Raw genomic sequence first — 26,016 nt, 5'->3', positions numbered from 1 at the left:
CAACCGCGCCGTAGACCGCCCATATGCCGGCATAGACACCCAGACTGAGCACATAAACCAGGGGGTGGCGAACCCAGCGCCGGGGGACCATGCCTTTTTCGGTAAACCAGGCGATGCCGAACAGCAGAATCAGATACAGGAGGCTGGCGAGCAGCAGGCCGGAGGGACTAAAACTCATTGGGGTCCCGCCGCCATTCAAGCCAGAAACCGATGGCGATCAGCCCGGCCCAGATAAGGTAGGGGCTATACCAGACGTTTCCCGGCGAAGTCCACCAGTCAAGGATGTTGGGAGAAAAGATATAGATGGCCAGTACCAACAGGAAGACCAGACGGTAGATATACATCAGGCATGCTATCCGCGCTGAGGTGTGAGAAGGGCTTTATACCATGTCCCTCACCGGGATGTCAGGTGGATGGCGCCCCGTCGCCAGTTACTCCGGCCCCACTCCAGCAGCGAATCCAGCGAACCGCTGGCAAGGTTGGCAGGCGGGTTCTGACCAAGAGCAACGAGCGCCATGAACAGGTTGTCGACAGGCTTGTCATCATCAAGAGCTGGCGCATGGGTCTGCTTGCTCAGCTTCTGCCCCTGCGCGTTGAGTATGACCGGGATGTGAAGCCAGCGTGGAGGAAGAGCACCCAGGGCACGATAAATCTGTTGCTGCTGCGCCGTCATGTCCAGCAGATCCGAACCACGCACCACGTCCGTGATGCCCTGATCAATGTCATCGACCACCACCGCCATTTGATAGGCGTAGAACCCCTCCTTGCGGAGGATGACCGGATCGTCAAGCTCTGCTTGCACCGTCTGGTGCTGGGGTCCCAGCAGCTGGTCCTGCCAGTGGCAGTCTTCGTCTTCGAGGGCAAAGCGGATTGCGAATGGCCGGTCACCGTCGATTTCTGTGCGAGTGCGGCACTGGTTCGGGTGGCGCCCCTCATTGGCCTGCAATTCCTTGCGCGAGCACTGGCAACGATACGCGTAGCCGCTTTCAAGCAGCCGGTTAACGGCGTGCTGATAGGCGTCGTGACGTCTGGATTGAAAGCGTACCGGCTCGTCGGGAAACAGCCCGTGGGCGTCAAGGCTGGCAATGATCTGGCCGGTCGCCTCCGGCGGCTCTCTCAGAGGATCCAGGTCTTCAATGCGGATAAACCACTGGCCGCCCTGGCTGCGGGCTTCCAGAAAGCTGGCAAGTGCGGTAACGAGGGAGCCAAAGTGCAGCGGGCCTGTCGGAGAGGGCGCAAACCGGCCCCGGTAGTGAGGGTTGTTCATGGCGGTCAGTCAGCCGGCGGGGCTGGGAAGAGCCCCAACCGGCAGCTGTTGCGTAGTAGGCTCAGATGCCGGTCTGGCGTTCGCGAATCTCGGCCAGTGTCTTGCAGTCGATGCACAGGGTGGCTGTTGGTCGAGCTTCCAGACGGCGGATACCGATTTCCACGCCACACTGATCGCAGAAGCCATAGTCGTCTTTGTCGATGCGGTCGATGGTCTGGTCAATCTTCTTGATCAGCTTCCGCTCGCGGTCGCGGGTACGCAGCTCCAGGCTGAATTCTTCCTCCTGGGTTGCGCGATCGCTGGGATCCGCGTAATTTGCGGCGTCTTCCTGCATGTGGTGCATGGTGCGGTCGACTTCTTCCATCAGCTCCTGCTTCCATTGCAGCAGCAGATCTTTGAAGTGCTGGAGCATTTCCGCACTCATGTACTCTTCACCCTTCTTCATTTCATAGGGGGTGAAGTTGGTAAAACGTTCGCGTGGTTGTTCTGCAGTAGTTGCCATTGAACCCGGCCTCTTGTTTGTACTTCACAAGAACGGTTTGCTTCCCTCCGCGTGAGCCCCCGTGGCTGCGCGGTTGTACCCTGGATGAAGCATTCGTCCTGAAACGGGAATTTGCGGAAAATAGCAGATTAGTCACGGGGGTGCCAGCCTTGTGACATCGACTTTTGTACGGAGATCACATGAAGTTTCCAGAACCGCTGGTTGAAGGCCGGCTTATCCGCCGCTACAGACGCTTTCTGGCAGACGTGCGTCTGCCGGATGGTTCAGAAATTACGGCCCATTGTCCGAACACCGGCTCCATGCTGGGCTGTCAGCCGGAGGACGCGCGAGTCTGGCTTAGCCATAGCGATAACCCCAAGCGCAAACTCCAGTACACCTGGGAGTTGGTGGAAACCTCGCCCGGGCAACTGGCCTGCGTGAACACCGCCCGGCCGAACAGCCAGGCCCGGGCGGCCGTGCAGGCCGGCACCGTGGTGGAGCTGGCCGGCTATTCCGAGTGCCGCGCCGAGGTTAAGTACGGTTCGGAGAAGAGCCGGATCGACCTGCTGCTTTCCGGCCATGACACCGCGGCCGATGCCTGGGTGGAGGTCAAGAATGTCACGCTGGCGGAAGATGCTCAGGGTTTTTTCCCCGATGCGGTGACCGAGCGCGGCCAGAAACACCTCCGGGAACTGATGGCCCAGGTCCGGCAGGGTGATCGCGCGGTGCTGTTATTCGTGGTCAATCACACCGGCATTCAAGCCGTCCGCCCGGCCGACCACATTGATCGCAAATACGGTGAGTTACTGCGGGAGGCCTGCGATTCTGGCGTGGAAGTGATCGCCTATCGTGCCGATCTGAGCGAGAGCGACGGCACGCCAACAGGTGTGTTGACCCTGACCGAATCGGTGCCCGTTATTCTGGAAGTCTGACCTCAATCTGGCCGTCCCGCTCCCGCAGGTCCAGCTGGGTGAGCGCATCGCCCTGGCAGGGCCCGGCAATGCATTCGCCGTCTGAGGGCTTGAACAGGGCGCCGTGGGTCGAGCACTGGATGAACAGGTTGTCGGAATCCATGAATCGCCCCGGCATCCAGTTCAGTTCAACGCCCAGGTGCGGGCAAATATTCAGATAGGCACGGGGCGTGCTGCCATCGAGGAACAGGAAGCCGGTTAACGGCATGCCTTCCGGCTCCCGGGCCTTCTCCCGGAGCCGGAATTCGACAAACTGGCCCGATGTCAGCTCGGATGCCGGACAGACGGGCTGCCAGGAATTCGGGTTACTGCTCATTTCGGCAATATGGCGTAGCGCATGCGGGTCCCGTGGTTCAGGGACATGACGATTTCATCAGCTTCCAGGCGGTGCGGGAAATAGCAGCCGGAAATCTTGGCGCTGGCGATGCTTGAGCCTTCCATCCTGGATTTCGAGAAGTCCACACCTCGCAGGTCGGCACCGCGAAAGTAGGCGTGGCGGAAATCCAGTCCCTTGGCATCCATCCCCCTCAGATCCAGACCCCGGAAATCGCCATGGGCGAAACTGGGCAACTCTGTGAGCTTTGCCTTTTCGGCATTGAACGCCTGCATGTCCTCGCTACGAAGAATATCGTAGAGCGGGTGGCTGATCTGATGTACTTCGTGTTCGCTTTTATCGTCCATATCGAACCTCGCGCTCGCCAGTGGGAGCCAGTTGTTGTTCTTAGTCGGCCTTGCCGCCGGGGATACCCAGATGTTGGCGGATCCGGTCGGCCACCGCCTCTGCCACATGCTCCTGGTCAGTGTGAAGGTGGATGGTGTGGCTCTTCTCCTCCGCGGTTAACGGTTCAAACCAGGTTTGCTGGGCGTCCAGCAATTCCTCGGTTGCCTCGGAGGCATCGCCCTTGCGATTGCGGATCCACTCCCGGCGCAGGTCTTCCGGTGCCTCGCAATGGATCAGAGTAAAGGGCACACCCTGGGCCTCGGCTACGGATGCCAACAAGGACCGTTCCTTCTGTTTCAGGCTGGCGGCGTCCACAATCACCGGGAACCCGGCTGCCAGAACGTGGCCGGCGAGCTCGGCCAGCCGCTGATAGGTTTTCTCTGTTGCTTCCTCCGTGTACAGGTTGCCACCGGTCGGTGAGCGGGAACTCTCCAGTGGCGCCAACCCGTGCAGGCGCTTGCGCTCGACATCGGAACGCAGGCGGATCAGCCCCAGCTCGGTTGCCATGGCGGCGCTGACGCAGGTCTTGCCGCTGGCGGACAGGCCGGTTGTAGCCAACAGGTAGTGGTTGGGGATGGTGCCGTAATCCTCTGCCAGTTGGGCATAGTCGCGATAACGTTGCATCAGATCGGCTTTCTCGGCGTCCGTGATTCCCGGGTTGCCCATGGTAAACAGGGCTATCTTGGCGCGCACCATAGCCCGGTATGCCTTATAAAGCGGCAACAAGGGCAGGGCTTCGAAGTCGTCGCGGTATTCCAGGTACGTATTGAGCACCTGATTGGCAAGGGCGCTCTCCCCACGGGACTCCAGATCCATCAACAGGAACGCGAGATCGTTGATCACGTCGATCCATCGGAACGGTTCGTTGAACTCAATGCAGTCGAAAACCGTTACCGCGTCCTCGAAGCGGGTGATATTGGCGAGATGGAGGTCGCCATGGCATTCCCGCACCATGCCGCTGGCGCGGCGAAGGGCAATCAGCTCCCGGTGGCGCTCGAAGGTGGATTCGGTCCAGGCCTGGAGGTTGTCCAGCTGCATAAGCAGATCCGAATCGTCAATCATCGGACGGATCTGGTCGAAGTTCTCCTGCATGGCGGCAAACACGGCTTCCGGGGTGCCAAGCGGTTTTTCGTCCGGCACGGCCGGTAACTGATCGTGGAAGGCGGCGACCTGCCGGGCAAGATCGGTCAACAGCTCGGGTGCCAGCTCCCCCTGTTCCTGCAGGCGATCGAAAAGCTGATCCTGGCCGAACTGGCGCATCTTGATGGCGTATTCGAAAGCCTCGCCCTCGCCATCCAGAATAGGGGCTTCCGGCGTCCCGGTGATAGGCACCACCTCCAGATACAGTTTTTCCGCCAGGCGTCGATTGAGCCTGAGCTCCTCCTCGCAGAAATGCTTTCGGCGATCGAGGGTGGAGAAGTTCAGGAAGCCGAAATCCATGGGCTTCTTGATCTTGTAGGCGTAGTCACCGGTCAGGATCACCTGTGAGATGTGAGTTTCGATAACCTGGAAACCATCGACAGGATGGTCGTACAGGTCTGGATTCTGCATGGCCAGAATCAGCTTGCCTGGGGATGTCTCACTCACCGTGCTCTCCTCGCGTTCCCTGAACCTATTGATTTTTCTTGCTCTATCATAACGGGCAGATTACAGAAATAACACACGGATGGCCTGCCTTCCTCACCGCTCCCTTCGTTATAATCGCGGCATGAAAAAATCCAAAGCATCTTCCAGCCCCAGGCGAAAGCCCTCCAGACGTTCCTCCAACAACGGTCGCCGGCCGTGGTTCTGGCGTTTTATGTTCCGGTTATGTGCCATCGGTCTCGTTTTGCTGGCTGGTTGGATGGTTTACCTCGATGCCGTGGTGACCTCCCGTTTCGAGGGCCGGCGTTTCGAGGTTCCGTCCCGGGTTTACGCGCGCCCTCTGGAGCTTTTCGATGGCGCCAGCGTCAGTGCCGGCGCCCTGGAGAGGGAACTGAGCCTCTCCGGTTTCCGTAAGGGTGACGGCAGGAAATCCGGCAGTTACCAGCGCACGGGCAATCGCTTTGTGATCAGTACGCGGGGCTTTTCCTTCCCGGACGGCGATGAACCCAGTCGCAGGATCTCACTGATGATATCTGGCGATCGGGTTCAGGGCTTTTCGGTGATTGAAGGCGATAATGCCCCGATTGTGCGGCTTGAGCCGGCGCAAATTGGCGGCATCTACCCGGCGCACAAGGAGGACCGGGTGCTGGTTCAGCTGGATGAAGTGCCGGCCCTGTTGCCCACCACTCTGATGGCGGTGGAGGATCGTAATTTCTACGACCATTTCGGCATCGCGCCACTTTCTATTGGCCGGGCCATGCTTGCCAACATCCAGGCCGGGCGCATCGTTCAGGGTGGCAGCACGCTGACCCAGCAATTGGTGAAAAACTTCTTTCTGACTCGAGAGCAGACGCTGGTGAGAAAGGCCAACGAAGCGCTGATGTCGGTGCTCCTGGAGTTGCACTATGAAAAAGACGATATCCTCGAAACCTATCTGAACGAGGTCTACCTCGGACAAGCCGGTACGCGCAGCATTCATGGTTTCGGTCTTGCCAGCCAGTTCTATTTTGGCGAATCCCTCAAGGATCTGGATGTGCATCAGATTGCGTTGCTGGTGGGCATGGTCAAAGGCCCCAGTTACTACAATCCGCGCCGCCACCCGGAGCGCGCAACCGAGCGGCGGAATCTGGTGATTTCTGAAATGGAACAGGCCGGCCTCATTGAGCCGGGGCGCGCGTCCAGGGCTCGTGGATTGCCGCTGGGCGTCAGTGAGCGCCCGTCGTATTCGGAAAATCGGTACCCGGCCTATATCGATCTGGTCCGGCGACACCTTGCCCGCGATTACAAGGAAGAGGATCTGCGCAGTGAAGGTTTGCGGATTTTCACGACCCTGAACCCGGCGATCCAGTACGCGGCAGAGTATGCGGTAACCTATACCCTCCCGAGGCTGGGCGGCGGGCAGAATGCCGAGGCGCTGGAAGCGACTCTGGTGGTAACGGCGAAGGATTCCGGGGAAGTGCTGGCACTTGTGGGTGGCCGCGATCCGCAATTTGCCGGGTTCAACCGGGCACTGGATGCCAACCGTCCCATCGGGTCGTTGATCAAGCCGTTTATCTATCTGTCGGCGTTGCAGGAGCCGGAGAGGTATACCCTGACCACACCGGTGCTGGATAAGAGCTTTACCCTGGAATTCGACGATGGCAAACGCTGGCAGCCCAAGAACTACGATGGCGAGGAGCGGGGCGAAGTACCCCTGCACAAGGCCCTGTCCCGCTCTTACAACCTGCCTGCCGTGCGTGTCGGGCTGGATATCGGAGTGGATCGGGTGCAGGAGACGCTGACAGCGTTCGGAGTCGATACCCCGATTTCCCGTTACCCGTCGATGCTTCTGGGCTCGGTTTCCATGAGCCCGGTGACCGTGGCGCAGATCTACCAGGGGCTGGCGACATCCGGCTTCAATACGCCGCTGCGCACGATCCGTGAAGTCACGGACGCCGGCGGTGAGGCGCTATCCCGTTACAGTCTTGAAGTTGAGCAAGTGGCCGATCCCGCCGCCGTGCACCTGGTGCAATACGCCATGCAGGAAACCATGCAGGAGGGGACAGGACGCTCTGCCTATTACACGGTGCCTGAAGAGCTCAGTCTTGCCGGCAAGACCGGCACCACCGATGATGGTCGGGACTCCTGGTTTGCCGGGTTCAGTGGCGACCTGCTTGCGGTGGCCTGGGTTGGGCGGGATGATAACGGGCCAACTTCACTGACCGGGGCCAGTGGCGCTCTGCCGGTGTGGTCGAGGTTTATGGCGCAGGTTCCCCAGCACGGCTTCTCGCCGGTGGTACCCGACGGGGTCAGTTATCACTGGGTGAATTCGGAGCAGCAGGCACTCACAGACGAATACTGCGACAATGCCCGTCTGCTGCCCTACATTGCTGGTAGTGAACCCACGCAGACAATTTCATGCTCCGGAACTCTGGAACGTCGAATCCGGGGTTGGTTTGAAGGACTGTTTCAATGATTGACCGACTTTCGTTAAGGACTGCCCTGATCGCCACGCTGCTGTCCGTGGCCGGTTGTGCTTCCGGGCCAGGAGGCGGAATCTACGTGCCGATCGGCAGTGAGCCGGCCAAGGCGCCGGAACCACCCAGAACCAGTACTGATAGCGAAGAAAGCGAAGCCCCCGTGTGGCGCAAGAGCGAACAGCCAGAGGTGGCTCCGGAAACCCGGGAACCGGCCCGGTCCAGCTCCCCTAGCTATCGGGAAACCGGGGATGGGCTCTCACCGGCGGCGCTCAGCCTGGTACGTGAGGCCGATCAGCTGTTGGCCCAAGGTAACATCTCTGGCGCTATCGCACGCCTCGAGCGCGCACAGCGGATCGCCCCCCGATCTGCGGAGGTGTATTTCAAGTTGTCCGAGGCCTATGTGGCGGGTAATAAGTTGGGCTCAGCGGAGCAGTTCACCCTGAAGGGGTTGTCCCTGGCGGGAAGTGATATTCGGCTGCAGAGAGCCGGCTGGCTGTTGCTGGCGGATATTCGCCGGGCTCGAGGTAATGTGGCGGGTGCGGATCAGGCCGAGGAAAGGGCCGCCGCACTCTAACTGTTTCTTGCCTGGCAGGCGGTCCCTGTTGTTCAGCGACCGACTGCCAGGACAGGTGCTTATTCGACCAGAGGAATCAGCTCGGCTTCGGTTGTCTGGTTGGCAACAACCTCAAGGCTCTGTGTTCCCTCGAAGTCAAGGTTGTCATCCTCCTCGTTGTTGTCCTCCTGGCAGCTGTAACTGATGGTGTAGTTACCCTCTGGCAGGAATGCTGCCGTATAGCTGTAGAGGCTAGATTCATCATCGAGCTCAACCGGCACAATCATTAAAGGGTTGCCTTCCTCATTGTTTACATTCAGATCTGAGGTTTCGGCATTCTCACCAGAGAAGACGTAAACAGCGCCGTCATACTCACAATCAGCCACACCGTCGTCTTCGAGGCGCGTCGAGCGGATCAGCGCCACATCAACTTGTCCACTGATAGAGCCAACCTCAAGGTTGTTGACCAGTCTCAGGGACGGTTTCAGCATATAGTCGGCCAGGGCCTTACCCTGAGGGTCGACGATGGACTTGCGCACGTCAAAGTCGATGGTGAAGTTGGTGGTTGTGTCTGCGGCCACCAGGAATTCACCCTTAAGCTTGAGGCCACTTTGCTCGCCAGACGGAACTGCCAGTGAGTACTCGCTGTCGCCTGTAGATTCGCGCTTCACAAACGAGTTATCCGTGTCGACAATCAGTCGAAGTTCGGTGTATGTGCCGGCAGGTACTTCTTCATCTGTAATCAGAGGTTCGCTCAGGCCACCCTGAAGATCCAGCAGATTCACCTGTTCGAAGCCTTCAAGGGGAAATTCCACCCATTGTCCTTCCTCGGGTTTTAAACGAATTTCCGTGAAAGCAATGGTGACATTGCTCAGGTCCATGGCCGGGGCGTCGGTAATACCGAAGGACACTGTTCCGGTGCCCGAAGACGCTGAACTGTCGCTACCACTGCCACCACAGGCCGCCATGCCCGCAGCAAGAGTTGAAATGGCAATAAGTTGAACCGAACGTTTCATATAAACCTCCAAGGTTTATTTGCTGGACTCATAGCGAAGCAACATCGCTACCTGACTCCACCCTCACGCTGCGGTAGAGGGCAGAGTTCCGGAAATTTTGTTAACGTTCCCTAATGTCTGGGCAACCGTTGAATCGTCAGATCGGGAACGCGGCCAATGCATCGGCCCGGCGACTTGAGATAGACTTCGCCGCTGGCATGAACCCACGCAGGTAAACAACGGCTTTGGCAATTTTTCCTTTCAAGCCCTCGAAGTCCCGGCGTTTTGACGCTCTGGTGCGGCCCCATCTGGATGCGATGTACCGGTTTGCTTACCGTCTGGCGGGTCAGCAACAGGATGCTGAGGATCTGGTTCAGGATGTGGTGGTCAAGCTATTCCCAAAGCTTGATGAGCTGGAAAGCGTTGACCAGCTAAGGCCCTGGCTGAATCGGGTGCTCTACAGGCAGTTTATTGATCAGGTGCGGCGTAAGAACCGACAGAGTGACCGCCCGTTGACGGAGCTGGTCGGCAGTGAAAGCCAGGCCGATTGGCTGGACAGCCTCGAATCCGACAGTGTTGGCCCGGATCTGCAACTGGAGCAGTCGCGCCTTGGACCGGCATTGGATCGGGTCATGATGACTCTGACGCCCGATCAGCGAACTCTTTTGTTGCTTCATGATGTGGACGGCTGGCGCCAGGAAGACATCGCGGAGGTGCTGGACATCCCGTTGGGAACCGTGAAATCGCGATTGCACAGGTGTCGGGCCGCCCTGCGAAAGAAATTGCAGCGGGAGCTGGAACCAACCGAGCCGGCCGGACGTGTGGGGGAGTGAGGTGAAGACAATGTCCTGCAATGAAATCCGGGTGGATCTACCCGCCTACATCAACAATGAGCTTTCCGCCCCCGCCCGTGACCGGGTGCAGGAGCACGTTGCTGCCTGCACGTCGTGCAGAGAGAGGCTTGCCTCGGAGCGGTCTCTGAACCGGGCGTTGCAGGAGCAATTCAGAGTCCCTGGGCCTTCCCCTGATTTTCACAGCCGTGTTTTGTCCTCTGCCCGAGGCGAAGCCAGACCGGAGTCCGGATGGAGTCACGGGGCACTGGGTGGCGCCATTGCGGCGGCTCTTGCCCTGGGTATCGGCCTGGGCTTTCTGTTCCAGCCCGATGATGTGACTGATAGCGCCCAGCCTGTTGTCGCGTCCTCGGCGTCCTCGGACAGTGCCGCTGAAGAGTCGGCAAACGGAATTGCCGAACCGGTTGAAAAACTCGTGCGTCTTGCCTTCCACTCCGGTGAAGCCCTGGAAGATGTCACGCTGACTCTGGAGCTGCCGCCCAATGTGGAGGTGGCCTCCTGGCCGGGTCAGCGAGAGCTTAGCTGGCAGGTTAGCCTTGATGCGGGTGAGAACGTACTGTCGTTGCCATTGAAGTTACTATTCCCTGGTTCTGGAGAACTGGTGGCCCGACTGGACACCGGAGAGCGCCAGAAAACCTTTCGGGCCCCGATTCCCGAATACCCACAACGCCCGGTCGAGGATCCCGAATCATGACAGGTTGCAGGTTCGTATTGAGCGCCAGGTTGGTCGGATTGCTGATGTTGGGGTTTTGGGTCCCGGCGACAACACTGGCTAATGATGATCTGGATGTTACCATGCGCATGGTGACTGACGACGCAGAACTCACCGATTCGGTAGTGCGGGAAATCGAGTTGCCCCGCGCTATCGGAAAACCCGGGAATCCGGGTGAGTCTGGCTCTCGCGGGCTGGATGCGGCGAGTGAAGCCCGAGAAAGGGGGCGCGAGTTTGGTGAGTCCATGTCCGAAAAAGCCAGGCAATCCCGGGAGCTGATCAAGGGTAAGCCTGAGTTACCGGAGCGGCCGGAACGCCCAGAGCTGCCGGATGCACCAGGGCTGGATCGCTGAAACCGGATACATAACCGGACCTGCCCCGCGTGGATTAATCCGGAGAAACCTGTTTGCTGGTATTTTGGCGCGCCCTGTCCCTGATCCTGTTGTTAATGCCCACGATGATTCTTCAGGCGGCTGAAACGGAAGCCGGCATGGAGGATTTCCGTGCCGGCGTTGAAGCCTTTGAAGCAGGAGACCTGAACGCCGCGAAACAGCGCTTCCAGAGGGCCGTTGATGCTGGCCTGAGATCTCCCTCGCTTTTCTATAACCTCGGTGTTGTCTGCTACCAGCTGGGCGATTATGGCGCCGCTGAATCTGCCTTCCGTTCCTTGCTCGACGGCTCCAATGGCGCCCTCGCGCGTTATAACCTCGGTCTGGTCGCGCTTGCCACGGAGGAGTCTGCCGAAGCCCGTCGCTGGTTCGAGCAGGCCTCGGCCGAGAGCGCTCCGGATAAGATTCGGACACTGGCTCGGGCGCAACTGAATAGACTGGCCGGCGGAGTTCCGTCGTCGGCCGGTCAGCCCTCCATTCGCGGCTATCTGGGTATCTCGGGCGGTTACGATTCCAATATTGCCGGCCTGCCCGAGGATACGGCGTCGAGTGAAGGTGGGGTGTTCCTCGAGGCGCTGGCTGCCGGAACCTACGAGCGGCCAGTCGGCACCCGCTCACGGCTTGCCCTCGATGCTGCCGCCTACTCCCGGGAACATACGTCCGATGAAGAATACGACACTCAGGTGTTGCAGGGACGACTGGCCTGGTCTGAGACCCTCGCTGCAGTTGAGCGCGGCGCTCTGGTGTCGTTGGTGAAGTCCTGGTTTGGCAGCGAATCCCTTGAGACCCGATACGGCATCGAGGGGTTTTATCGTTGGCGTGAGTGTTCGCTACCCGTAGCCCCGGATCAGTGTGGAGTTGCCCTGGCGGCGGCTACCGTGAATGGTGGTTCAGGCTTCGAGGCCTATGACGGACAGTGGTATCGGGCACGCGTTCATGCGCGGAAGTACCTGGGACCCTGGCGATTGGACGGCGACTACTCACTGGAAATCAATGACCGGCGGGATCTGCAAACAACCAGTGAGTTTATCAGTGTCTCACCTACCCACCACACACTGGAGTTTGCCGGTCGCTACCGCTGGCGGCCAGATATCGTATTCGGAACGATGGGCTCTGTTCGCCACAGTCGATACCGGGACGCCCATCAAGTGGTGTCCGGGGAAGGCGAGAGCGGTCGCAGAACAGATAACCGTCTGGAGATCGGATTGCTGGCGGAAAAGTCTCTGGACAGCCTTTGGCTGGTCCGGGGGGAGTGGCTGGTTCGGGATAACAGAAGCAGTCTGTCGCAGTATGACTATCAGCGCCAGACCCTGATGTTCACCCTCGAAGGGGCCTTCTAGCTCTGCAAGGCAAAGCCAGAAGGCGGGCTACCCGTTACAGTCCTGCGTTTCTCAGGCGGTTGGCGTGTTGCTTGAAAACCGCTTTTGGATCAGTTTCGAAGAGGCTGTGCAGGCCCAACGCCTGATTCACTTCATCCAGATGGTTCATGAAGTAATTATCCCGGATAACCTTGCCAAAGCGGCTGCTGCAGCGGCCTACCAGACCGTCGTTCTGGCTGAAGCCGAAGGCGAGGCTGGTGGTGCCCAACAACGCGTCGGACGGATCCAGAACGTTGGTCAGAACACCGGTGCCACCCCAGGAGTAGAAGCGGACACCATTTGCCGAGTAGGCGCCTTCACCGCAAGCGGTGGTTGGAATCCCAGCAGGGGCAAAGTTGTTGAATTCGGCGCTGCCCTGAGTGGTGAGGGATTCCAGGCTTGACCGCAGGTCCTGGTTATAACCGCCACCGGACAGCAGATCGATAAGCCCACCCAATGCATTACCCAGACTGGCCGCCAGGCTTTCGGCAGGGGAGCCGTAGATAAGGTCGGCGACCGGCGAGCCTTTATGGGGCGAGCCGACGGACGTCACTGAGGCGACCAGATCCGGCCGCACCCTGGCGATGTAACGGGCCGTGGGGCCCCCGTGGCTGTGGCCAATCAGATTGACCTTGCCGTGCACCGCGGCGATCGCCTGTACCTGCAGCAGAAGCGCTTCACCGCGAGCAATGGTGCTGTCCAGGGCGGGCACCTGAGTGGTGTAGACATCAGCGCCGTATTTGCGGAGATCCTCGGCGACGCCGTACCAGTAGTCCACGCCGGCAATGGAATCAAAGCCGAACATGCCATGCACCAGCACAACCGGGTAGCGAGTATCCGTATAGTTTGAAGGGGTAGAGTCCCACCACCAGGCGGCGGAGGGGGCCGACCAGGCCACAGTCAGGGCCAGGGCCATTGCTTGGATCCAGAGTTTCATTGTCGTTCCTACAGTTTGATGTTGTGTTTGTTATTCAAACTGCGGCTCAACCTAACGGGTTGCTCCAGAGACTTCCTGCTCGTACTGCATCTGCCTGTAGGCAGACCGAGTGCTTCCGTGCGCTGACTTGATTCTTGTGTTTGTTAGATTGGTGCCGTCAGAGCATCTCGGTAGAGATTAGATCAACATTTGATCAGGCGGGATGGTAAGTCAACGGCACAAGAGGCCAGTCAGGGGTGTTCGCCGTGGAACTGTGATGCCCATCACATTGGTGGCCCCGCAGGACATGTTCCGACCTGCGGGGCAGCGATGAGGACAGCGGAAATATCAGAGCGTGGCCATGACCTTTTTGGCCGCCGCTACCGTATCGGCGATGTCCTGTTCGGACAGTGCCGCTGTCGTAAAGCCAGCCTCAAAGGCGGATGGTGCCAGATATACGCCTTCTTTAAGCATGCCCTGGAAGAACTTCTTGAAGCGTTCGACATCACAGCCCATCACCTGGTCAAAGCGGGTAACAGAGCTTTCCTCGGTGAAGAAGAATCCGAACATGGCCCCGGCACTCTGGACCGTCAAAGGGATGCCAGTGGCGTCAGCGGCTTCTTTCAGGCCGTCGCGAACGGCATTGGTTTTCTCGGTCAGCCGGTCGTGGAAACCGGGCTCGGAGATTGCGTTCAGTGTCGTCAGGCCGGCGCACATGGCCAGGGGGTTACCGCTCAGGGTGCCTGCCTGGTAAACCGGTCCCAATGGTGAGATGTGTTCCATGATTTCCCGTTTGCCGCCAAAGGCGCCGACCGGAAGTCCGCCACCAATCACCTTGCCCAGTGCGGTGAGGTCCGGGGTTACGCCATACAGCCCCTGCGCGCCGCCAAGGGAAACCCGGAACCCGGTCATTACTTCGTCGAAGATCAGCACGGTGCCGTGCTCGTCGCACACTTCCCGCAACCCCTCCAGGAAGCCTGGGACCGGTGGAATGCAGTTCATATTGCCAGCGACCGGCTCTACGATAATCGCGGCGATCTGGTCGCCCATCTCCCGGAAGCATTCGCGAACGCTGTCCATGTCGTTGTAGGTCAGCGTGATGGTGTGCTCAGCCAGGCTGGCGGGGATGCCCGGGGAATTCGGCACGCCCAGGGTGAGGGCGCCGGAGCCTGCTTTGACCAGCAGTGAATCCACGTGGCCGTGGTAGCAGCCCTCGAACTTCACGATCTTGTCGCGACCGGTGTAGCCCCTCGCCAGGCGGACAGTGCTCATGGTGGCCTCGGTACCCGAATTCACCATGCGGACCAGTTCGATGGATGGCACCAGTTCGCACACTTTCTTGGCCATCTCGGTTTCGAGGGCGGTCGGCGCACCATAGCCAACGCCCAGATCAACCTGCGCATGCAGGGCGTCTTTGATGCGTTGGTCACCGTGGCCAAGAATCATGGGGCCCCAGGAGCCGATGTAATCGATGTAGCGCTGATCGTCTTCGTCGTAAAGATAGGCGCCCTGGGCGTGCTTGAAGAAAATCGGCGTGCCGCCAACGCCTCGAAAGGCCCGGACCGGAGAATTCACGCCACCGGGGATGTATTTCTGGGCCTGCTCGAACAGGGTTTCGGAGTGCGTCATGGATCTGGGCTCCTGTTATTCCGGAAGTGAAAAAAGTGGATGATGGCTTGCGAACAGGCGCTCGAACGCTTTGGCTCGCATCTCAATGTCATGTGTGTCGCCGCCAAAAAGGCCGCCTACCACGGCGAGCATGTCGGCCCCGGCACGGATAAGAGGTTCGCCGTTGTCTGTGGTTACCCCGCCGATGGCGGTGATCGGGAGGCCGAAACGCTTCGCGTCGGTCAGCACACCGGGAGGCGCTGCCGGGGCGCCGGGTTTGGTCGACGACGTATAAAATCGCCCGAACGCCAGATAGTCCGCGCCCGCCCCCAGAGCAGCCTGTGCAAGTGCGAGATCGGCGTGACAGGTTATGCCGATTATGGCCTCATCACCGAGAAGGCGGCGGGCCGCTGCCACTGAGCCGTCCGTCTGACCCATGTGTACGCCGGCAGCCCCGACCCGTTTTGCGAGATCGGGATCGTCGTTGATCAGCAACGGAACGCCCGCATTTCGGCATACAGCCTGCAAACTGACCGCTTGGGAAATCCGTTCAGCCATCGGCGCGCTCTTTTCGCGATATTGTACCATGACCGCGCCGCCCCGAAGCGCAGCCTCAACCGATTCGATCAGTGTTTCGGGTGGTGTCAGTACGCTGTCGGTAATGGCGTAGAGCCCCGGGCGCAGCCCTTTACTCATCGCTCCCACAGAATACCTCGATCCGGCACCGGCTGGCCTTTACCGACTTCCAGGGCGTGGAGTATGGCGCGATGAACGTAGTTCTGGGCCTGGGAAATGGCGGCTCGGGGCGACAGCCCGGAGGCCCTGCCGGCAGAAATGGCCGCTGCCAGGGTGCAGCCGGTGCCATGGTACTCACCACCGATTCGTTCAATTTCCCAGCGCATGGGCTCCGGGGCGTGGTTATAGAGCGTGTTGATAATGTGAATGCCGGTGCCGTGTCCACCAGTGGCCAGCACGGATTCGCAGCCGCCCTTCAGCAGATTGTCGGCGGCCTGATCGGCGTCTTCACTGTTGCCGAGCATGGCCAGTTCGACGCCATTGGGCGTGATCATTTCGGCCACGGGAAAGAGCTTCTCCTTCATCGCGCTGACCAGTTCGTCGTCGGCTAGATCACCGCCCCCTGCGGCTTTGATCACCGGGTCGGTAATCACGGGAATGCCCGGATGTTCACGGATGAAATCTACGAGCACATCCACCACCGCAGCATTGCCCAGGGCACCGGTTTTGATGGCATGAATCGGGGAATCATCGGCGAGACACTGGAGTTGTTTTCGGATCAGGTCTGCCGATACGGGCTCGGCGCCATACACGTTACGGGTGTCCTGCACGGTGAGGCAGGTAAGAACCGGCAAGGGATGGCAGCCAAGGGAGGTGACGGCCTGGATGTCGGCCTGAATGCCGGCGCCGCCGGACGGATCAAGGCCGGAAAGAATCAGAACCTGTGGTCGGGTGTAGCGTTTGATGACTCAGCTCCTCAAAACGGTTTGACAACAGCCAGGATAACAACGGCCAGAAGAATCAACACCGGCAGTTCGTTGAACCACCGGTAGAACACGTGGCTTCTGGTGTTCCGGTCGTCCCGGAAGACCTTTACAAGGTGCCCGCAATAAAAATGGTAAACGATCAGAATGGCCACCAGAAACAGCTTGGCATGCATCCAGCCCTGGCTGAAATAGCCGGAGGCATTGTAACTGATCAGCCAGACACCGAAGACGACGGTGGCGACCATTGAAGGGGTGGTAATGCCCCGGTAAAGCTTGCGTTCCATGATCTTGAAGCGCTCACGACCGGGCTCGTCCTCGCAGGCCGCGTGGTAGACGAACAGTCTGGGCAGATAGAAAATGCCGGCGAACCAGCACACCAGTGAAATAATATGGAAGGCTTTCACCCACAGCATTCGTCAGCTCCGTCGGTATTGGTAGTAACTCTCGATATCGGCTTTCAGCACCACGCCGTATACCCGCTGGATCATTGGCGCGACGTGACGTTGTACGTAGAGGGCCTCGGCGTTGGTTGCATCGAACTCGTTTAATGCCTCCTCCAGGGTGGCCTGGTATTGCACGGGGGCCACGTCGCGACGGTTCGCAGGTATGTCCATCAGGTCAATGGACTCCGGCGGTTCGATCTCTTCCTCGGACACCAGCTTTTCGGTGTCCTCCAGATATCGGGCGAGATCCACCGCCGGTAACAGGGCGGTCGGCCCGTTACTGCCCTCAACCACCAGCCATTTGGGTTCGGACTTCAGAACCTTGCGGGCCTCCTCTACTGTCAGATGGCGTTCAGTACGCAGTATGCTGCGGTCCATGATGGCACCAACCGACACCCGTCGCAGGGCCTGAATCACCGGAGAATTCTGGTAGCTCAGCCCCTGGTTTTTGAGAATGGTCAGGAACAGTGACTTTTTGCCGAAGGCCTCGCTGGTGACGAGGCTCGAGGTGGTAATAATCAGCATGCCTGGAAGGATGATGTTGGGGTTTCGCGTTAGCTCCATCAACGCCATCAGAGCAGCAAGCGGCGCCTGAAGCACGGCTCCCATCATGGCACCCATTCCCAGCATGGCGTAAAAGCCAACCGATGAGGCGTGTTCCGGCATGATCTGGGCACCAATCAATCCCATCGCACCGCCCAGGGTTGCCCCCATAAACAGGGTGGGGCCGATCACGCCACTTGGCATGCCCAGCCCGATGGAGAGCGATGTAATCACCAGTTTGGCGGCCCCGGCTCCGAGCAGGAGCCAGAACCCGAGTTCGCCGTTAATGGTTTCGTTGACGGTGTCGTAACCGATACCCATGGTTTCCGGAATAAAAATGGCAAATGGCACCATCAGAAGACCCGCAAACGTGATGCGCAACAGCACTGGGCGGTGGTGATGCTTGCCCATAGTGTCAACCAGCTGGATAAACAGCGCGGCCGAAATGCCGATAATCACCGCTATGGCGAGTATCCAGGGGATTTCCGTTAGCGAGTTCATGGTCAGCGCCGGCACGTTAAAGGCCGGCTCTGTGCCATAGACCGCCTGAGTAACGATGGCAGCGCTGACAGAGGCCAGGATAATCGGTGTAAAACCCGCAATGGTGTATTCCATCATCACCACTTCCATGGCGAAGATGACGCCGGAGATCGGCGTGTTGAAAGAGGCTGAAATGGCGGCCGCACAACCGCAGGCCACCAGTGTCCGGATGCTGTTGTTCGGAAGCCGCATCCACTGGCCCATCAGGCTGGAAAAAGCCGCTCCCAGGTGCACGGCAGGCCCCTCACGACCCGCCGACTGACCACTGACCACGGTGGCAACGCCCGAGATGAACTGCACGATCGCGCTGCGCATGGAAATGTAGCCCTGGTGGTAGTTCAGGCGTTCCATCACATGCACAATCCCGACCTTGCGGTCATGGGTGGCCAGACGATGCATCAGCAGCCCCAGACCGAGGGCGCCAGCCAGGGGCAGGAGCCCGCGGGTAATCAGGTCCAGTTGTTCGAAGGATTCGGAGCCATTCCCGGGCAGGAAATGCTCAAGCGGCCATTCGATAGCCAGCCGAAAAACCAGGATCACGCCGCCGGTAATCAACCCGGATAACAGGCCGAGTACGGCCAGTTGTGGCAATGCATCAACACCGGACAGTCGGCGCCGGAAAACAGGAATCAGATGCTCGGTAATCTGGTGCCAGATTTTCTGCATGAGGCCAGCGTTCCGGTGGATTTGGGTGGACTGTCAGAAAGATTCTGACAACATTGTAACGGTCGCCCTGAGGGCTGCAATAAGTCATTGGTTTATCATGGTAGACTACGGCGTCAAAGCTCTTAATTCTGATACGACGTCGCTGGAGAAAATGGTGATTAGAGTAGGCATCGTTGGAGGCACCGGCTACACCGGTGTGGAACTGCTGAGAATCCTCGCGGTTCACCCTGAAGTTTCGGTCAGTTGCATTACCTCCCGGTCTGAGGCGGGCATGCCGGTAGCGGACATGTATCCCAATTTGCGCGGCCATTATGACCTGGCGTTTTCGGAGCCGGATGTAGCCGTGCTTGGAGACTGCGATCTGGTTTTCTTCGCCACGCCTCATGGTGTGGCCATGAGAATGGTTCCGGAACTGATGTCGGCCGGCGTGCGTGTAGTGGATCTGTCCGCCGATTTTCGTCTGAAGGATCTGGATGTCTGGGCCAACTGGTATGGCATGGCCCATGAAAGCCCGGAATGGGCGGAGAAGGCGGTTTACGGTTTGCCGGAAGTGGTGCGCGATGAAATCCGCACTGCTCAACTGGTGGCTAATCCGGGTTGCTATCCGACTGCAGTTCAGCTGGGATTCCTCCCGTTGCTGGAGCAGGGACTGGTGGATCCAAAGCGCCTGATCGCCGACGCCAAATCCGGCGCCAGCGGCGCGGGCAGGCAGGGCAAGATCGGCATGCTCCACGGGGAGATCGGTGAAAGCTTCAAGGCCTACGGCGCCTCGGGGCACCGTCATCTGCCCGAAATCCGCCAGGGTTTGTGCGGTGCTGCTGGCGGGGATGTGGGTGTGACGTTCGTGCCCCACCTGATTCCGATGATCCGCGGCATCGAGGCGACGCTCTACGCCGAGCTGAAGAATCCGGCGGACTTTGATCGGCTCCAGGCCCTGTTCGAGCAGCGTTTTGATGACGAGCCTTTTGTCGATGTGATGCCTTTCGGCAGCCATCCGGAAACCCGGAGCGTGCGTGGGGCGAACCAGTGTCGCATGGCACTGCACAGGCAGGAACAGAGCAACGTTGTTATTGTTTCTTCCGTCATTGATAACCTGGTTAAAGGTGCAGCCGGGCAGGCGGTCCAGAATATGAACATCATGTTTGGCCTGAAAGAAACCATGGGGCTTGAGGCCCCGGCGCTTTTGCCTTGATACCCAAGGGAAGATTGTGAGCGAACAGCGAAAGCCGGCTGAAGAGTATGTGGTCATCCGGCATCGACCGGGTTATCGCCTGCGCAGAACCACCATCCTTCTGGTTTTTACCGTGGTAGCTGCGGTCGTGGGGTATGCCGCTGGGCTCGCCCAGGGCGGGTTCCGTTTTTCCAGTGCCGAGGAGTCGAACCAGGTGCTGGAAAACGAGGTCGAGAAGCTCCGGGATGATTATCGCAAGGCCCGGCAGCAGCTTATCAACCTTGAGCGTGGGCAGGCGATTGACGAGCAGGCCCTGAACCAGGCGCGAAAAACCATTGTGGATCTGGAAACCCGCATTGTGTCACTGCAATCGGACCTGACTTTCTATAAAAACATCATGGCTCCGTCGGAAACCAGCAAGGGGCTTCAGGTAGACAGCTTTTCACTGGTTCGGGCTCGCAATCAGGACAGTTATGACTTCAAGTTGGTGCTGACCCAGGTCGGCAACAACAAGAGCTACATTTCCGGTGTGGTGGCAGTCAATGTCATTGGTTTGCGGGATGAGGAAAAAGAGGTCATCGCCTTGCGTGATCTCTCGGAGGACATAGCCGATCTCGGTGTGAAATTCCGTTTCCGGTACTTTCAGGATGTCGAAGGCTCCCTGAAACTGCCGGAACAATTTGAACCGCTTGAGATCCAGGTGGTTGCCCAGGCAGAGGGAAAAAAATCCTCGCAAGCCGAGCGCACCTTTAACTGGGACGATTTAACGGAGAACTGACATGCTTGGCAAGAAAAAGCAGAAGCCGCGCCGGCCCACGGGCCATTTTGACACCCTGATCTCTTCCCGTACGACGGTTGAAGGCGATGTGCATTTCAGCGGTGGGCTTCACGTGGATGGCCGGATTCGTGGCAAGGTCGTTGCCGATGAGGGCACCGACGCGGTACTGAGGATTTCAGAAGTTGGCGAAGTGACGGGTGATATCAATGCGCCGCACGTCATTATCAACGGAACCGTGAATGGTGATGTCTACGCCTCGGCACATCTTGAACTGGCGGAAAAAGCCTCTATCAATGGAAGCGTTTACTACAACCTCATTGAAATGGCGATGGGGGCGTCTGTAAACGGAAATCTGGTGCATCAGCGGGAGCCGGTAGGGTTGCTATCCCAGGATTCCAAAGCCGCCGTGTCCGGTGAAAAGCAGGCTTCCGCTGGCGATTCGGCAGGGGAGCCCAGCGGTGCGGACGATGGTGGAAAGTCCGAATAGTTGATTGTTTTAGTCAGGAATACCATAATCGCCTGAGTTGTTCACGATAATCCGGAGGCGAACTTGAGCGCAGTTCAGCAACAAATAGCTACACCGCTGTTCTTCAGTGACAGTGCCGTTGCCAAAGTACGTGAGTTGATCGAGGAAGAAGAAAATCCCGAACTCAAACTCCGCGTCTTTGTGACGGGCGGGGGCTGCTCCGGATTTCAGTACGGCTTCTCGTTTGATGAAAGCCAGGATGAGGAGGACACCGTGATCGAGCGTGATGGCGTTTCTCTTCTGGTGGATCCGATGAGTTACCAGTATCTGGTGGGCGCTACGATTGATTATCAGGAAGGCCTGCAGGGCTCACAGTTCGTGGTCCAGAACCCCAATGCAAGTTCCACCTGCGGGTGTGGCAGTTCCTTCTCTATCTGATCTCTGATCCGAAAAGATTTCAGGCCGGGTAGATAGCACCCAGAATGCGAGGGCCGGCCGCGCCGGTTACGTCAGGAAGGTTTCCCGGCTTACCTTCGAAAGCCTGTTTTGCCAGCCAGGCAAACGCCACAGGCTCCACCATTTGAGGGTCGACCCCCAGTTCCGAGGTCAGTGACAGGCTGGCCTCCGGCAGAGCCTTGCCGAGCTCTTCCATCAGGAGTGGATTTCGCGCCCCGCCGCCACATACGTAGATCCGAACATCCTTGGTTTCAGGCAGTTGGTTAACAACGCTGTTGACGGTCAGCTGCAGCAAGGTCCTCTGAATGTCCTCGGTCGGAATCTCAGGGTGGCGACCTACCAGTGTTTTGACCCAGTCAAGATTGAACCGCTCTTTCCCCGTGCTTTTCGGGGGTGCCTTCGAGAAGTAGGCATCGGAAAGCATGTCCTCGAGAAGCTCCTCGTTAACCGATCCCTCGCGCGCCCAATGGCCGTCGCTGTCAAACGGAAGCCCGGTCTGGTCCAGGCACCAGGCATCCATCAGTGCATTGGCCGGGCCGGTGTCGAAACCGGTTGCAGGCGCGGTGGTGCTGGCCGGGAGCCAGGTGATATTGGCAATGCCGCCGAGATTAAGAATACAGCGGTTCTCTGTCTCCGAGCTGAAAAATGCCTTGTGGAAGGCTGGAACCAGCGGCGCTCCCTGGCCCCCAGCGGCCATATCCCGTCTCCGGAAATCTGCGACCGTCGTAATGTTGTTGACTTCGGATACCACGGAAGGATTGCCAATCTGGATCGAGAAGGGTGCTGTGCCGGAAGGCTGGTGACGAAGCGTTTGTCCGTGGCTGCCTATGGCGCGAATTGTCGCCCGGTCAAAGCCGGACGTTTGAATAACGTCGTTCGCCGCCTGGGCAAACAGGGTGCCGACCAGGGTATCCAGTTCACCGATTTCGTCAGGCGCGGCGTGATTCTGGCTGGCGGCCAGCAGCCGGTGGCGAATTTGATCGGGGTAGGGAGTCGTGTGCGAGGCGTGGATATGTACGGTGTTGTTCTGGAAAGACACCAGCACGGCATCAATGCCATCCATGCTGGTGCCCGACATCAACCCAATCCAGGCTTCCATTTGTTTCTCAGTCGTCTGAAGCCAGTGCGAGTTGCTGATAGCTCTCGCGGAACACGTCAAACTGCGCGATTCGCTGTTCGGTGAATTGCTTGAATCGGGCCATCTCGGAAGACGGAATGGGCTTGGCGTCCGGCAACTTGACCGTGCGGGAGTTGCGCGGCGACCCGTTCAGCCTGAACTCATAGTGCAGGTGAGGTCCGGTTACCATGCCCGATGAACCAACATGCCCGATGGTTTGGCCCTGCTTGACTCGGGTGCCATTCTTGATGCCTTTACCCAGGCGGCTCATGTGTGCATACAGCGTGGTGATGTTGTCGCCGTGCTGGAGGATGACAGTTCGTCCGTAACCACCTTTCCAGCCTGCGAATTTCACCCGACCGGAACCTGCCGCCTTGATGGGAGTTCCGGGAGGCGCTGCGTAATCGGTGCCTTCATGCGGACGTACTACGTCCAGAACGGGATGGCGGCGCTGAAGGTTGAACGGAGAAGAAATCCGGGCATTGATGGGGGTTCGCAGGAATGCCTTGCGCATGCTTTTGCCATCGGGAGCGTAGTAATCGCTGTCGCCATTGCTGTCGGTATAAAGCAGTGCGAGGTTTTCTTCGCCGCGGTTAACGAATCGTGCAGACAGGATCCGGCCGGTGTCGAACTTTTCGCCGTCTAGGTAGAGTTCTTCGTAAACCACTTCGAACTGGTCGCCCTTCCGGACGTCGTAGACAAAGTCGATATCCCAGCCGAAGATGCCTGCCAGCTCCATGGTCAGGCTGTCGTTGAGGCCCGCTTCGCGCGCAGCCAGATAGAGGGAGCCGTCAATGGTGCCTGATGCAAAGGCTGGCCGCGCTTCCGGTTTGCGAACTTCGGTTTCGCCGGTAAAGCTTTCGCCTTCTTTGGTAATCTTCAGGGTTTCCAGGCGGTTTCTCTGCAAGTCGATGGCAGCAAGCCCACCGTCTTCGGTTGTCGCAAAACGAATGGTTTCGCCGGCGTACAGGCGCTGGAGTTTTTCGGCCTCTCCGTCGCCATGAATAACCGAAAGCATGATGCCGTCGTTAAAGCCAGCTTTCTTGAACAGGGAGGACAGCGTGTCACCAGACTTGATCGCGAAGGTTTGCCATTCAATTTCCGGCAACTTCGGAGCGACAGGTTGCTCGGGAGCGGAAACGCTTGCCTGCTGCGTAGCCTCTGTCAGGACATCGGATTCAGGCGCTTTCGGCTGGGTGTCCGCAACGGGAGCCTCTGTCGGCATTGCTTGCTCAGGCGCTGCGCCGGTTTCGGAAACGGTGCCTTGCTCCAGATCCAGGGCATAGGACATCCGTTTGGCTTCAACGTTGCTGCTGGGGCTCATGAGAATGGCAGCGGTAACAACAACGGTAGCCGCGGCAGCAATGGTAATGTGAGTTTTAGGAAACATTTTCAGCACGTATCGCACCCGTTTTAATCGGTATTACGGCAGCTTGTACTACCTAATTAAAGCTGTTGTTCAAGTATAGTCCAACAGATTACCGTATAAAATGCATGCGGGACAGCGTGGAACATTACGGTTGCTGCTCCATCCTCCGGATTTCTTTTGACAGCGTTGTTATAATACGCCGCCCTGCAAAGTCGGTGTTGGCCAAAATCTGGTCAGCATATAGTAGCAGGGGAACAGGTAACTCACAGATTTCTTTTGTTGAACTCTGTAACTGACAGAATCTTTCCAAGATCAAAGCGGGGACGTGTTGTTCATGGCATCCATTGATGAAGCGTTGGCGATAATCAAGCGAGGCGTAGACGAACTCATTCCGGAAGATGAGCTCATCGAAAAATTGAAGGAAGGTCGTCCGCTGCGGATTAAGGCGGGTTTCGACCCCACTGCGCCGGACCTTCATCTTGGGCACACCGTTCTTATTAACAAGCTGCGGCAGTTTCAGGATCTTGGTCACGAGGTGATGTTTCTGATTGGAGATTTCACCGGAATGATCGGTGACCCCACCGGGAAAAGCGCCACGCGTCCTCCTCTAACAGAGCAGCAGGTCGCCGAGAACGCGGTCAGCTATAAAGAGCAGGTGTTCAAGATTCTTGATCCCGCGAAAACGCGCGTCATGTTCAATTCCGACTGGATGGGTAAGATGAGCGCCGCCGATATGATCAAGCTTGCCGGGCAATACACCGTTGCGCGAATGCTGGAGCGGGATGACTTCACCAAGCGCTACCGCGCCGAGCAGGCGATTGCGATTCACGAGTTCCTTTACCCGTTGGTTCAGGGGTATGACTCTGTCGCCATGGAGGCCGATGTTGAGCTGGGCGGGACCGACCAGAAGTTCAATCTTCTGATGGGGCGAATTCTCCAAAAGCACTACGGTCAATCGCCCCAGGTGATCCTTACCATGCCGATTTTGGAGGGGCTCGACGGTGTTCAGAAGATGTCCAAGTCTCTGGGCAATTATGTGGGCGTGAATGACTCGCCAGGTGAGATGTACACCAAGTTGCTTTCCATGCCGGATGATCTTCTATGGCGTTACTTCGAGCTGTTGAGCTTCCGGCCGCTTGCAGAGGTGGAGGAGTTCCGTAAGGCTGTCGCCGATGGTGCTAACCCGCAGGACTATAAGAAGTTGCTGGCGGAAGAGATTATTGCCCGGTTCCACGATGAGGAGGCAGCTCGCACTGCCCACAAGTCCGCCGGTAACCGAGTGGCGCTCGGCGAGATCCCGGACAATGTGCCGACTGTCGAAGTGCCTTTAGAGGGTCAGTCCGAGATTCCGATGGCGGCGGTGCTTCGCCTGGCGGGTTTGGTCAAGAACGGCGCGGCAGCCCGGGATGTCCTGGGGCGTGGTGCGGTATTTGTCGATGGTCAGAAATTCGAAGGCGATCGGATGTTTGTGGAAGGCGATGATTGCGTAATCCAGGCTGGCAAGAAGAAGATCGCCCGGGTTCTGATTACTGTCTGATCGATTTGGGGCGATTTTGAGTTTTTTTCAGAATCGCCGTTGACACCCTCGGGCAGGTCTGTAGAATGCGCATCTCTTTCGAGGGGAGCACCGCTGAGGCGACTGAGGAATCGAAAGATAACTGTTTGAAAGCGCTGAAGAAAATGAGTTTCAAAATTCTTCAGAAAGCAGTTGACAGGCAAGCGATTCACTGTAGAATGCGCGCCTCGAAACAAGCAGTAAGCCGGGTCATTTTTCGGCGCTTTCCGGAGACGGAAAATATCGAAAATAAACGGTTGACAAGGCGGCGCTACGATGTAGAATACGCGGCCTTGATTGAGCAACAGCTCAAACGCTCTTTAAAAAGTTGACCAAGTAATTCGTGTGGGCGCTGGCCGAGGTATTTCGGATATGAAATATCAGGACAGTGACTCGTCGAAATTGAGTTTTGTCTTGAGCAAGAATAGAGAATCTTCGGATTCTTGTATGATTTAAACTGAAGAGTTTGATCATGGCTCAGATTGAACGCTGGCGGCAGGCTTAACACATGCAAGTCGAGCGGTAACAGATCTAGCTTGCTAGAT

General features: G+C 58.2%; 28 protein-coding genes and 1 rRNA gene. 14 read left to right on the top strand and 15 right to left on the bottom strand.

Annotation, left to right across the window (positions count from 1 at the left end; translation table 11 throughout):
* Positions 1-167: 167 nt before the first annotated feature.
* From KYE_RS21635 to dksA, 3 genes are all read right to left on the bottom strand, one after another.
* A complete protein-coding gene (locus KYE_RS21635) occupies positions 168-344 on the bottom strand; it encodes a hypothetical protein (protein WP_008173184.1) in 177 nt (58 codons plus the stop codon).
* Positions 345-394: 50 nt separating this feature from the next.
* Positions 395-1,267: a tRNA glutamyl-Q(34) synthetase GluQRS gene (gene gluQRS / locus KYE_RS10860; protein ID WP_008173183.1), complete on the bottom strand. Its 873-nt coding sequence runs from the start codon at positions 1,265-1,267 to the stop codon at positions 395-397.
* Positions 1,268-1,328: 61 nt separating this feature from the next.
* A complete protein-coding gene (gene dksA / locus KYE_RS10855) occupies positions 1,329-1,769 on the bottom strand; it encodes an RNA polymerase-binding protein DksA (RefSeq protein WP_008173182.1) in 441 nt (146 codons plus the stop codon).
* Between the two features lie 179 nt (positions 1,770-1,948).
* On the opposite strand from dksA, the gene sfsA reads away from it, so the two are divergent.
* On the top strand, positions 1,949-2,680 hold the full coding sequence (sfsA, locus tag KYE_RS10850) for a DNA/RNA nuclease SfsA (protein ID WP_008173181.1): 732 nt from the start codon (positions 1,949-1,951) through the stop codon (positions 2,678-2,680).
* Here the strand turns inward: sfsA and KYE_RS10845 are convergent.
* Genes KYE_RS10845 through KYE_RS10835 form a run of 3 tightly spaced genes read right to left on the bottom strand, consistent with a single transcriptional unit; the run spans position 2,664 to position 4,991 of the window.
* Positions 2,664-3,035 (bottom strand): Rieske (2Fe-2S) protein, encoded by a 372-nt coding sequence (locus tag KYE_RS10845; protein ID WP_008173180.1) that lies wholly within the window; start codon positions 3,033-3,035, stop codon positions 2,664-2,666. The genes sfsA and KYE_RS10845 overlap by 17 nt on opposite strands.
* On the bottom strand, positions 3,032-3,400 hold the full coding sequence (locus KYE_RS10840) for a pentapeptide repeat-containing protein (RefSeq protein WP_008173179.1): 369 nt from the start codon (positions 3,398-3,400) through the stop codon (positions 3,032-3,034). The genes KYE_RS10845 and KYE_RS10840 overlap by 4 nt, the downstream gene beginning before the upstream one ends.
* Before the next feature lie 40 nt (positions 3,401-3,440).
* Entirely contained in the window at positions 3,441-4,991 is a 1,551-nt protein-coding gene (locus KYE_RS10835) for a bifunctional aminoglycoside phosphotransferase/ATP-binding protein (protein WP_227497817.1), read from the bottom strand.
* Positions 4,992-5,148: 157 nt separating this feature from the next.
* Between KYE_RS10835 and mrcB the strand changes: the two genes are divergently transcribed.
* Positions 5,149-7,479 carry a penicillin-binding protein 1B gene (mrcB, locus tag KYE_RS10830; protein WP_039881991.1) on the top strand — a complete coding sequence of 777 codons (2,331 nt, stop codon included), beginning with the start codon at positions 5,149-5,151 and terminating at the stop codon, positions 7,477-7,479.
* Positions 7,476-8,057 (top strand): tetratricopeptide repeat protein, encoded by a 582-nt coding sequence (locus tag KYE_RS10825; protein WP_008173175.1) that lies wholly within the window; start codon positions 7,476-7,478, stop codon positions 8,055-8,057. Before mrcB ends, KYE_RS10825 begins: the two co-directional genes overlap by 4 nt.
* A 59-nt stretch (positions 8,058-8,116) precedes the next feature.
* Here the strand turns inward: KYE_RS10825 and KYE_RS10820 are convergent, their stop codons facing one another.
* Positions 8,117-9,052, bottom strand: coding sequence for a DUF4382 domain-containing protein (locus tag KYE_RS10820; protein WP_008173166.1), 936 nt, complete (start codon positions 9,050-9,052; stop codon positions 8,117-8,119).
* Between the two features lie 224 nt (positions 9,053-9,276).
* Between KYE_RS10820 and KYE_RS10815 the strand changes: the two genes are divergently transcribed.
* The 4 genes from KYE_RS10815 to KYE_RS10800 are packed head-to-tail and all read left to right on the top strand — an operon-like array spanning position 9,277 to position 12,323.
* The gene (locus KYE_RS10815; protein ID WP_008173164.1) at positions 9,277-9,864 is read left to right on the top strand and encodes an RNA polymerase sigma factor; all 588 of its coding nucleotides are present in this window, start codon (positions 9,277-9,279) and stop codon (positions 9,862-9,864) included.
* Between the two features lie 10 nt (positions 9,865-9,874).
* Positions 9,875-10,576, top strand: coding sequence for an anti-sigma factor family protein (locus KYE_RS10810; RefSeq protein WP_008173161.1), 702 nt, complete (start codon positions 9,875-9,877; stop codon positions 10,574-10,576).
* A complete protein-coding gene (locus KYE_RS10805) occupies positions 10,573-10,947 on the top strand; it encodes a hypothetical protein (protein WP_008173159.1) in 375 nt (124 codons plus the stop codon). The genes KYE_RS10810 and KYE_RS10805 overlap by 4 nt, the downstream gene beginning before the upstream one ends.
* Positions 10,948-11,000: 53 nt before the next feature.
* Positions 11,001-12,323 carry a tetratricopeptide repeat protein gene (locus tag KYE_RS10800; RefSeq protein ID WP_008173158.1) on the top strand — a complete coding sequence of 441 codons (1,323 nt, stop codon included), beginning with the start codon at positions 11,001-11,003 and terminating at the stop codon, positions 12,321-12,323.
* 34 nt (positions 12,324-12,357) lie between these two features.
* Here the strand turns inward: KYE_RS10800 and KYE_RS10795 are convergent, their stop codons facing one another.
* The 6 genes from KYE_RS10795 to KYE_RS10770 all read right to left on the bottom strand — a co-directional run bounded on the left by KYE_RS10795 (position 12,358) and on the right by KYE_RS10770 (position 18,559).
* Entirely contained in the window at positions 12,358-13,278 is a 921-nt protein-coding gene (locus tag KYE_RS10795; RefSeq protein WP_008173156.1) for a lipase family alpha/beta hydrolase, read from the bottom strand.
* A gap of 327 nt (positions 13,279-13,605) precedes the next feature.
* Entirely contained in the window at positions 13,606-14,886 is a 1,281-nt protein-coding gene (gene hemL / locus KYE_RS10790; RefSeq protein ID WP_008173155.1) for a glutamate-1-semialdehyde 2,1-aminomutase, read from the bottom strand.
* Positions 14,887-14,901: 15 nt separating this feature from the next.
* Positions 14,902-15,561: a thiamine phosphate synthase gene (gene thiE / locus KYE_RS10785; RefSeq protein ID WP_008173154.1), complete on the bottom strand. Its 660-nt coding sequence runs from the start codon at positions 15,559-15,561 to the stop codon at positions 14,902-14,904.
* The gene (gene thiD / locus KYE_RS10780; protein WP_081449807.1) at positions 15,558-16,316 is read right to left on the bottom strand and encodes a bifunctional hydroxymethylpyrimidine kinase/phosphomethylpyrimidine kinase; all 759 of its coding nucleotides are present in this window, start codon (positions 16,314-16,316) and stop codon (positions 15,558-15,560) included. The genes thiE and thiD overlap by 4 nt, the downstream gene beginning before the upstream one ends.
* Positions 16,317-16,357: 41 nt before the next feature.
* Positions 16,358-16,780 (bottom strand): protoporphyrinogen oxidase HemJ, encoded by a 423-nt coding sequence (gene hemJ, locus KYE_RS10775; protein WP_008173152.1) that lies wholly within the window; start codon positions 16,778-16,780, stop codon positions 16,358-16,360.
* Between the two features lie 3 nt (positions 16,781-16,783).
* Positions 16,784-18,559 carry a chloride channel protein gene (locus KYE_RS10770; protein WP_008173151.1) on the bottom strand — a complete coding sequence of 592 codons (1,776 nt, stop codon included), beginning with the start codon at positions 18,557-18,559 and terminating at the stop codon, positions 16,784-16,786.
* A gap of 154 nt (positions 18,560-18,713) precedes the next feature.
* On the opposite strand from KYE_RS10770, the gene argC reads away from it, so the two are divergent.
* The 4 genes from argC to erpA all read left to right on the top strand — a co-directional run bounded on the left by argC (position 18,714) and on the right by erpA (position 21,412).
* Positions 18,714-19,751, top strand: coding sequence for an N-acetyl-gamma-glutamyl-phosphate reductase (argC, locus tag KYE_RS10765; RefSeq protein WP_039881989.1), 1,038 nt, complete (start codon positions 18,714-18,716; stop codon positions 19,749-19,751).
* Between the two features lie 16 nt (positions 19,752-19,767).
* Positions 19,768-20,508 carry a DUF6776 family protein gene (locus KYE_RS10760; protein WP_008173149.1) on the top strand — a complete coding sequence of 247 codons (741 nt, stop codon included), beginning with the start codon at positions 19,768-19,770 and terminating at the stop codon, positions 20,506-20,508.
* 1 nt (position 20,509) lies between these two features.
* Positions 20,510-20,995 carry a bactofilin family protein gene (locus KYE_RS10755; protein WP_008173148.1) on the top strand — a complete coding sequence of 162 codons (486 nt, stop codon included), beginning with the start codon at positions 20,510-20,512 and terminating at the stop codon, positions 20,993-20,995.
* A 63-nt stretch (positions 20,996-21,058) separates the two neighbouring features.
* The gene (gene erpA, locus KYE_RS10750; protein ID WP_008173146.1) at positions 21,059-21,412 is read left to right on the top strand and encodes an iron-sulfur cluster insertion protein ErpA; all 354 of its coding nucleotides are present in this window, start codon (positions 21,059-21,061) and stop codon (positions 21,410-21,412) included.
* 19 nt (positions 21,413-21,431) lie between these two features.
* Here the strand turns inward: erpA and KYE_RS10745 are convergent, their stop codons facing one another.
* Both KYE_RS10745 and KYE_RS10740 read right to left on the bottom strand, forming a co-directional pair.
* Positions 21,432-22,529, bottom strand: coding sequence for an anhydro-N-acetylmuramic acid kinase (locus KYE_RS10745; RefSeq protein WP_008173145.1), 1,098 nt, complete (start codon positions 22,527-22,529; stop codon positions 21,432-21,434).
* A 7-nt stretch (positions 22,530-22,536) separates the two neighbouring features.
* The gene (locus tag KYE_RS10740; protein ID WP_008173144.1) at positions 22,537-23,946 is read right to left on the bottom strand and encodes an OapA family protein; all 1,410 of its coding nucleotides are present in this window, start codon (positions 23,944-23,946) and stop codon (positions 22,537-22,539) included.
* 304 nt (positions 23,947-24,250) lie between these two features.
* On the opposite strand from KYE_RS10740, the gene tyrS reads away from it, so the two are divergent.
* The 3 genes from tyrS to KYE_RS10725 all read left to right on the top strand — a co-directional run.
* Entirely contained in the window at positions 24,251-25,453 is a 1,203-nt protein-coding gene (gene tyrS / locus KYE_RS10735; protein ID WP_008173142.1) for a tyrosine--tRNA ligase, read from the top strand.
* A 65-nt stretch (positions 25,454-25,518) separates the two neighbouring features.
* Positions 25,519-25,803 carry a hypothetical protein gene (locus tag KYE_RS10730; protein ID WP_008173139.1) on the top strand — a complete coding sequence of 95 codons (285 nt, stop codon included), beginning with the start codon at positions 25,519-25,521 and terminating at the stop codon, positions 25,801-25,803.
* A gap of 122 nt (positions 25,804-25,925) precedes the next feature.
* Positions 25,926-26,016 (top strand): 16S ribosomal RNA (locus KYE_RS10725); the annotation flags it as partial.

Origin of the sequence: Marinobacter manganoxydans MnI7-9, assembly GCF_000235625.1 — a bacterium.
Taxonomy (GTDB): Bacteria; Pseudomonadota; Gammaproteobacteria; order Pseudomonadales; family Oleiphilaceae; genus Marinobacter; species Marinobacter manganoxydans.
This window is presented reverse-complemented; position numbering and strand designations above follow the sequence as displayed.